Origin of the sequence: Suttonella ornithocola (genome assembly GCF_001889065.1) — a bacterium.
Lineage (GTDB): Bacteria > Pseudomonadota > Gammaproteobacteria > Cardiobacteriales > Cardiobacteriaceae > Suttonella_A > Suttonella_A ornithocola.
The window spans coordinates 1-3,651 of sequence record NZ_LWHB01000184.1 but is presented as its reverse complement, the minus strand read 5'-3'; the positions used below and the strand labels follow the sequence as shown (position 1 = coordinate 3,651).

2 protein-coding genes and 1 pseudogene are annotated in these 3,651 nt (G+C 36.0%); all 3 read right to left on the bottom strand.

Annotation, left to right across the window (positions count from 1 at the left end; all coding sequences use genetic code 11):
* Positions 1–428: 428 nt before the first annotated feature.
* Positions 429–1,598, bottom strand: a complete 1,170-nt coding sequence (locus A5N85_RS12305) for a cytochrome-c peroxidase (RefSeq protein WP_072577475.1) — start codon at positions 1,596–1,598, stop codon at positions 429–431.
* A gap of 2 nt (positions 1,599–1,600) precedes the next feature.
* On the bottom strand, positions 1,601–2,521 hold the full coding sequence (locus A5N85_RS12300) for a sterol desaturase family protein (protein ID WP_084601785.1): 921 nt from the start codon (positions 2,519–2,521) through the stop codon (positions 1,601–1,603).
* 361 nt (positions 2,522–2,882) lie between these two features.
* Positions 2,883–3,651 (bottom strand): annotated as a pseudogene (locus A5N85_RS16725) (IS630 family transposase); the annotation flags it as partial.

Sequence of the window (3,651 nt, the reverse complement as noted above, 5' to 3'; positions counted from 1 at the left end):
TGCTCAGTTTGTTTTTAATAATTCGGTAGTGGTTTGAAAAGTATGCTGGAATATTATCTAATCTAATCGCAGTTAAATATTTAAATATCAATATATTAAAAGAAGTATTTTTTGTAAGAGTATGTTTAGCATACTTTTCAAACAACTACCAATAATTCTACTACAAGTTGTTCTTTATATCTGCTTTGGATAGATTGGATTCTAAGTGATTTGACTATATTTAGCGAGCCAGAGAAAAGTCCATTACAGTCTACGCATTACCCAACGGAGGTGGTCATACTTAGCTATTTTAAATAATTTTAAGTATATCTATAGATTTTTATCATTACTTATTTTTTGTTGATTCTATTATCTCAACATAATCAATATACAAAATAGATTAAATTACATGATATTTTCAAACTAATATAATATCCTTTAATCATCTATTACTTTTTCATACGTTCTTTTGCTTCTGCTTCATCTTGGGCTTTTAATAAAGACTCGTATTCTTCATCTGTTAAAGCACGCATAAAAGCAACTAACGCATCTATTTTTCGTTCAGAGAGTTTTGTGGCTTTTAATTCTTTTAAATCTACGGTATCAGGCACTTCGGGTACTGCCCAAGGTTTACCTGTTTCAGGATTAATTTTGCGGTCAGGATTGTTATATTTATCGTAAAATTCAACTACCGTGCGTAAGTGTTGGAATACGCCGTTATGCATATAAGGACCTGTTACGGCAACATTACGCAAAGTTGGTATTTTAAATTTACCGTCGTATTTTTTATCTGTAACCGCTGGGTTTTCTAATAATCCATGATCAATATAATCTGCGCCTAATTTGCCATATTTAATGGTATTAGGGTTAGAAGGCACGCCAATATTGCGATATTGATGATTGGTGAAAGGCTCTTCTTTAGCATCTTCTGGTTTGAGTTTATGACAGGTTGAGCAATTCACATTGGCTTGTGAGAAAAAGAGCGTTCTGCCTAAGTCTTCTAATGCCGTTAATTGATATTCTCCGCGCAAAAATTTGTCGTATTTACTACTATAATGCGAAAAAGTATTCGTTTTTTCAAAAGCCTCAATCGCTTTGGTCATTGCGGTATAAATGGTATGGTCATCTTTTTCAAAAATATCTTTGCTATACAACGCCTTCATCGCTTGTTCATAAGCAGGATTTTCTTTCAAACGACCGACCACCGTGTGTTCATCTGGCATACCCATTTCAATAGGGTTTAGTGGAGGTCCGCCAGCTTGATCTGCAAGTGTTGCAGCGCGTCCATCCCAAAATTGTCCACCAACATATTCTTTTAGTTTTTCATCATAATGGAAAGGTGGAGAAGTATTGGCATAAGTTGCGGTAGGCGCATTGCGGTTGCCAAATGAATGTCCATCATCACCTACAGAAGTAATGCCTAAAGCAGGGGTTTGTCTGCCGTCTGAAAAAGCGCGTGCAGGGTCATGACAAGTACTGCAAGATTGCGTGCGATTTTTAGAAAGATTAGGGTCAAAGAATAAGAGTTGCCCTAATTGTTCTTGGCTAAGCTCAACTGCTATCGCTTTGGCACTAAACATTGTAATAATTATTGTAGATAGGAATTTTTTATGTTGCATGGCTAACTCCGATGAATATACCGCTTAACCAATCGAACAGATTCCTTAAACGGATTGATAATTAATTTCAATATAGTATCGTATTTTTCACGTTGTCGATAGCCTAAACCAAACTGCAAGGGATGTTTGAGCTCTTCATTACGCTTTAGACTACCAAATAGCCAGTCCCAAATGGCAAGATAGCCACCATAGTTATAGTGCATATGACGCGTACTATGATGAATTTGATGTTGTGCAGGCGAGATGAAAAAGTATTCCAGCCATTTGCCATAAGATAATCGCACAGGAGAGTGACGCAAATTTGCTCCTAGCGCAGAAAAAATCACAATCACGCCATTCGCACCCAGTAGGGTAAATAAACTAAAGTGCATACCAAAAAGGGTAAAAAAGATGCCTGTTACAATGCCTGCGCTCAAGGCATAACGAATACCGAACAAAAAATTTTCAACAGGATGCACGCGGTAGAAACTCAGTGGATTAAGGCATTCTGGAGAATGATGCACTTTATGAAAAGCCCATAAAAATCGGTTGGTATGTAAAAAACGGTGTAGCCAATAGCGGGTGAAATCGCTAAAAATAAATAAACTTAGCGTATAAAGCACCATTAGGGTGGTATAAGAAAGCTGATTTTCTAGTGGAGAAATCCAGCGACTCAAATAGCGGTAAATAAAAAGCGTTACCGCGTGTGCTGAAATAAGTAATGGTGCAATAATGAGCATTTTTATGAACCAACTGACCAAAAAATAAACCACGTCCAAACGAGTATCAGGATGTTTTAGCCATGCAAGAATAGTTTTTGATGAAGGAAAAGTGCGATTTTCAATAATGAGCAGAATGAGCGCAAGCAGTAAGGATGTAATGAGATAGACCCAATAAATGCGTTCGCTTGGGGTCGTAAAATAATACCAAGGCATGATATTCATCGGCATTCCTTTCTATAATTTTTGCGATTGATGATAAAAAAGCGATAGTGGTTTGAAAAGTATGCTAACCATACTCTTACAAAAAATACTTCTTTTAATATGTTGATATTTAAACATTTAATTGCCATTGGATTATTTGACAATATTCCAGCATACTTTTCAAAGCATTACCAATAAGAATTGATTTAGGAGTTCCTTTTGGTATTTTAGTGATATCCAATTATCTGCCTGTTATCATCATAAATATATTCTAAAATCTGCTCAAAATCGATTTCAGTAAGCGGTGCAACCTGATAATCTCAAAATCTCTTTTCCAAGCGCTCTCACACGTTCCCAATATTGACTTTTGCAAAAACTATAGTCAATTAAATCCAGAATAGGACAAAAGAGCATCCCAAAAGACATCAAAATTAGATAAAACTTTACGTAAATACTTTTTAAGATTGCCCCACTGCTTTTCGATTAGATTTAACTCTGGCGAATAAGGTGATAAAGGCAAAACAACATGACCAAATTTTTCGGCTAACGCTTTTAGAACCTTCATTCGATGAAATCGAGCATTATCCATAATAATCACTGATTTAACACTCAATGATGGTAATAAGTGTTCTTCAAACCATTTTTCAAAAAATGGCACTTGTCATGGTATTTTCGTAAGTCATTGGGGCAATGAGTTTATTGCCAATTTGACCTGCAACAACGGATATCCGTTTATATTTTTTGCCACTAATGGTGCTTTTAACAGTTTTCTCTTTGGATGACCTTGCAAAGGGTCGATGTAAGTAGGTATCTATACCCGTTTCATCAATATAAACCCTTTGATGGTCATTGAAGGTTGCAAGCTTGGTTAGATCGTTTTCTACTTTGATTGGGTCTTGTTCTTTGTAGGTCGTGGTCTTTTTTTAAGTGTCATACCGATTGATTTTAGTGCATAAAATATGCCTTGTGGTGTACAGGCAAAGTGTTCTGCTATTTCAAATAAATAGGCATCATTGTGTTGTTCTACATAGGTTTTAAGTTGTTCACGGTCTATTTTTCTTGGTTTTGTGCCTTGAGATTGGGCGCTAAGTTCACCTGTATCTCTTTGGAGTTTTTTCCAGCTGTATAGTTGCTGAGCGTGATATGCCATA